At 67.7% G+C, this 4,418-nt stretch carries 1 protein-coding gene; it reads right to left on the reverse strand.

Annotation, left to right across the window (positions count from 1 at the left end; all coding sequences use genetic code 11):
• Positions 1–88: 88 nt before the first annotated feature.
• On the reverse strand, positions 89–3,934 hold the full coding sequence (locus ACFWEP_RS32190) for a GH92 family glycosyl hydrolase (protein ID WP_387375461.1): 3,846 nt from the start codon (positions 3,932–3,934) through the stop codon (positions 89–91).
• Between the last annotated feature and the right edge of the window lie 484 nt (positions 3,935–4,418).

Consider the following 4,418-nt stretch of genomic DNA (forward strand, 5'->3'; position numbering starts at 1 on the left):
ACCCCGTACACGGGATGCCGGCCGCCGGCGTGCGCTCAAGGCTGTCGTGCGCGGGTCCGGGGGCCGCCGCCCACGGACCCGCCCCGGTTCAGGAGAGCAGCTCGATCTCTGCGAGGGTCGCCGAGCCGTCGAGCACCAGTCGGTACTGCTTGTAGTCGCCCGGTCGGGCGACCGAGAACACCCGGGTCTGCTGCGTGTAGGCGAAGGTCTGGCCGGACCGCTTGTCGAGGTCCTTCCAGGTCTTGCCGTCCAAGGAGCCCTGGAGCACCCAGCCCTTCGGGGCCGCGCCGGTCTTCGCCGACGTCAGGGTGTACTGGACGGCCTTCGTCGCGCCGGTGACCGGCAGCTCGACCGTGGCGGCCTCGGCCGACGTGGCGGAGGTGTCGTCGAACAGCGCGCCGTCACCCTTCAGCACGTCCTGCTTCGGCGCGGGCACCTTGTCGTCCTTGGTGAGGGAGACCGGCGCGGCGTTCTTGCCGGTGCCCCACGAGGAGGGCTTGGAGCCCATGTCGAAGTCGAGCACGCCACCCTTGGAGAGGAGGTCGCTCGGCAGAGTCGTGGAGGTCCACTTCTTGCCGTTGACCTTCAGGCCCTGGATGTAGATGTTCTTCGAGCTGTTCTTCGGGGCCTTCACCGTGAGGGTGCGGCCGTTCTCCAGGTGCACGGTCGCCTTCTTGAAGAGCGGCGAACCGATCGCGTACTCACCACTGCCCATGACCAGCGGGTAGAAGCCCAGGGAGGAGAAGAGGAACCAGGCCGACTGCTCGCCGTTGTCCTCGTCGCCGTGGTAACCCTGGCCGATCTCGCTGCCCCCGTACAGGCGGCCCAGAACCTCGCGGACCTTCTCCTGCGTCTTGGACGGCTGACCCGCGGCGTCGTACATGTAGGTCACGTGGTGCGCGACCTGGTTGCTGTGGCCGTACTGGCCCATCCGTACGTCACGCGCCTCGGTCATCTCGTGGATGACACCGCCGTACGAGCCGGTGAACTCCTGGCCCGCGGTCTCCGGGGTGGAGAAGTACGTGTCGAGCTTCTTGGCGAGGCCGTCCTGGCCGCCGTACAGGTTCGCGAGACCACGGGTGTCCTGCACCGCGGTGAAGGCGTAGCCCCAGCCGTCGGTCTCCGTGTAGTCGTAACCCCAGACGCGCGGGTCGTAGCTCTCGGACGGGACACGCCAGCTGCCGTCGGCGTTCTTGCCCTGGAAGAAGCCGGCGTCCTTGTCGAACAGCTTCACGTAGTTCTGCGCGCGGTTGAGGAAGTAGTCGGACTCTTCCTTGTAGCGCTTGTTCTTCGTCTTCGCGTAGAGCGCCTTGCCCATCTGACCGATGCCGTAGTCGTTGAGGTAGCCCTCCAGCGACCAGGAGAGACCCTCGTGCGTCGACGTGTTGGCGTAGCCGGTGAAGACCGAGGTCTCCATGCCCTTGCGGCCGACGCCCGAGGACGGCGGGACCACGGTGGCGTTCTTGAGCGCCGCCTCGTACGCCGCTTCGGCGTCGAAGTCCACGCCCTTGACGTACGCGTCCGCGAACGCCACGTCGGAGCTGGTACCGGTCATCAGGTCGGAGTAACCCGGGGACGACCAGCGGGAGATCCAGCCGCCGTCCTTGTACTGCTGCACGAACCCGTCGACCATCTCGCCGGCCTTCTTCGGCGTCAGGAAGGAGTACGCGGGCCACGTCGTGCGGTAGGTGTCCCAGAAACCGTTGTTGACGTACACCTTGCCCTTGACGAGCTTCGCGCCGGTGTTCGTCGCGGTGTCCGTACCGGTCTTGGCGACGAACGGGCTGGCGTAGGTGCTGACACCCTTGACCTGCTCGAAGCCGGAGTTCGGGTACAGGTACAGCCGGTACATGCTGGAGTACAGCGTGGTCAGCTGGTCCTCGGTGGCACCCTCGACCTCGACCTTGCCCAGGATGTCGTCCCAGGCGTGCTGGGCCTTCTTCTGGACCTGCTCGAAGGAGGTGGAGGCCGGGATCTCCTGGGCGAGGTTGCTCTTCGCCTGGTCGACGCTGATCAGCGAGGTGGCGAGACGGAGCCCGACCTGCTTGTCCTTGCCCGCGTCGAAGCGGAAGTAGCCGGTGACGTTGTCGCCGCCGCCGCCCGTGAGCTTGCCGCTCGCGGTGACCTTGGAGTCGAAGACGCCGTAGACGAACAGCCGGGTGGCGCCCGTGGAGCCGCCGCTCTTCACGTCGGAGTAACCGGTGAAGGAACTGGTGGCCGGGTCCAGCGTCAGCCCGCCCAGGTTGTTGACGTTGTCGAACACGATGCTCGCGTCGTCACCGGGGTAGGTGAACCGCATGCGCGCCGCGTGGTCGGTCGGCGTCATCTCGGCCTTGAGGCCGTTCTCGAACTTCACGCCGTAGTACTGCGGCGTCGCCGTCTCGTTCTCGTGACGGAACGGCAGCGCACGGGCGCTGCGCGAGGCGTCCGGGGTACCGGAGGCGGCGGACGGCATCAGCTGGAACGTCTGCCGGTCGCCCATCCACGGGCTGGGCTCGTGGCTGGCGCTGAACGCCTGGAGGGTGGGCAGGTTGTCCGCGTTGTTGCCGCGCGCGTAGTCGTAGATCCAGTCCGTGGAACCGGCGTTGGTGACCGGGGTCCAGAAGTTGAAGCCCTCCGGCACGGCCGTCGCCGGGATGTTGTTGCCGCGCGAGAAGCCACCGCTGGAGTTGGTGCCGCGCGTGGTCAGCGCGTAGTCCGACAGGTGCGCCTTGGGCTTCGCGGGAGCCTTCGGGGCGATCGATATGTCGTCCAGCCAGCCCTGGAACTGCGAGGGGCCGGTGGAGGAGTCGTACGCCACCAGGATCCGGTCGATGGTCTTGCCGGCGGCGACCGTACCGATGTCCGAGGCGACCTTGTTCCACTGGTTGACGTACAGCCGCTTGGCGTCCGCCTGGCCCTGCGGGGTCAGCGCGCCGCCGTTGGTGTCCGTCGCACCGAGCTTGCTCAGGTAAGTGCCGTCGGTGAACGCGAGGTCCACCGAGACGTGCGTGGCCGGGTAGGCCAGGTCCGTCTTGGTCATCTGCGGGTAGACCAGGTACGACAGCTGGGTCGTCCGGGTCACCGGCGTGTTGACGTCGAAGACCTTGTTGTACGAGTACGCGCGGCCCTTGTCCTTGTGGGTACCCGCGTAACGCAGTGCCTTGGTGCCGGTGAAGCCCGCACCCGACTTGGCCGTCGGCGAACCGGACGGACCCTTGTCGACGATGGTGCGCATCTCGTCGGGCACCGGGGCGGAGGTGTTGCCGTCCGAGAACTGGACGTCGGCGAGCTGGATCGCGTCCGGGGCGCCGTGGTTCTTGGTGAACTCCAGGCGGAAGTGCTGGTACGCGGCCGGCTCGGCGATGTCGAACGAGCGGGTCTGGAGACGCTCGCCGAAGGTCTGACCGGTGCGCGTGTCGAGCGTCGTCCACGTCTCACCGTCGGCCGACCCCTTGAGGACCCAGTCCTGGGGGTCGCGCTCGTCGTGGTCGTTGGCGGACGTCAGCGCGTACGTCGTCACCTTCGTGGACTCACTGAGGTCGAATTCGACCCAGCCGGTGGGCTTGAAGCCCAGCCATTTGGTGGCGGAGGAGACGTCGACCAGGTTCTCCTTGACCTCCCCGCCGCCCGCGTTCTCGTCGCTGGCGCGGACATCCGTCACCCGGTCGGTGACGTTGCCCGCGATGCCGCCGGAGAATCCGCCGTCGACACCCTGCGAGAGGTCCTTGCCGTCCGGGCCGGTCTCCACGGTGCTGCGCCAGTCGGGCTGCTTCTGGTCGGCCTCGAAGGAGGAGCTGAACGTCTGGTCGGCCGAGGAACCGTGCGAACCGTGCTGCGGCACGGCGGCGAGTGAGGGGCTCGCTCCGACCAGTACGAGCGTCGCCGCGAGGGCCGCGACGCTGTGTCTCCGACGCGGACCCGCGTGGAAACGAAAGTCAAGTGGTGGCTGCATACCGAGCCATTCCTCCCCGGACGATGGTTGGACAACGTTGTCAAAGTGGGATGCGGAGACCAGTAGGGAGGCAGACGATGCTGTGTGTCAAGGGTGTTACACGAGAGTCGTGTGGCGAATCGGCGGCATTCAGGACAACTCGGCGCGCGATCCGGAGCCCTGGGTACCGCACTGCCGCGCGGAGCTCCGGCCGGCGGTCGCAGGGGCGGCCGGGGACGCCGTACGGAGCCGGTGCGCGGACGGGTACGGCGCGCACCGCGGTTGCGCTATCGCCGTGGTGACCGGCATACGGACGTATGTCCGGCCCGACTCTGGAGGGGATCATGACCACTGCCGAGACGCCGGTCGCGGGCCGGCCGGTGCTGCTGCGCGGCGGGACCGTGCTGACCATGGACGACAACCACACGGAGCTGACCGAGGGCGCCGTCCTCGTGGTCGACGACCGGATCGAGGCGGTCGGCGCGACGGTCGACGCGCCCGAGGG

Source organism: Streptomyces sp. NPDC060198 (assembly GCF_042728415.1).
Classification (GTDB): Bacteria; Actinomycetota; Actinomycetes; order Streptomycetales; family Streptomycetaceae; genus Streptomyces.

Excerpts from the sequence above, each read along its gene's own strand:
- ACFWEP_RS32190 (WP_387375461.1), bottom strand. The coding sequence starts at position 3,934 with ATGCAGCCACCACTTGACTTTCGTTTCCACGCGGGTCCGCGTCGGAGA.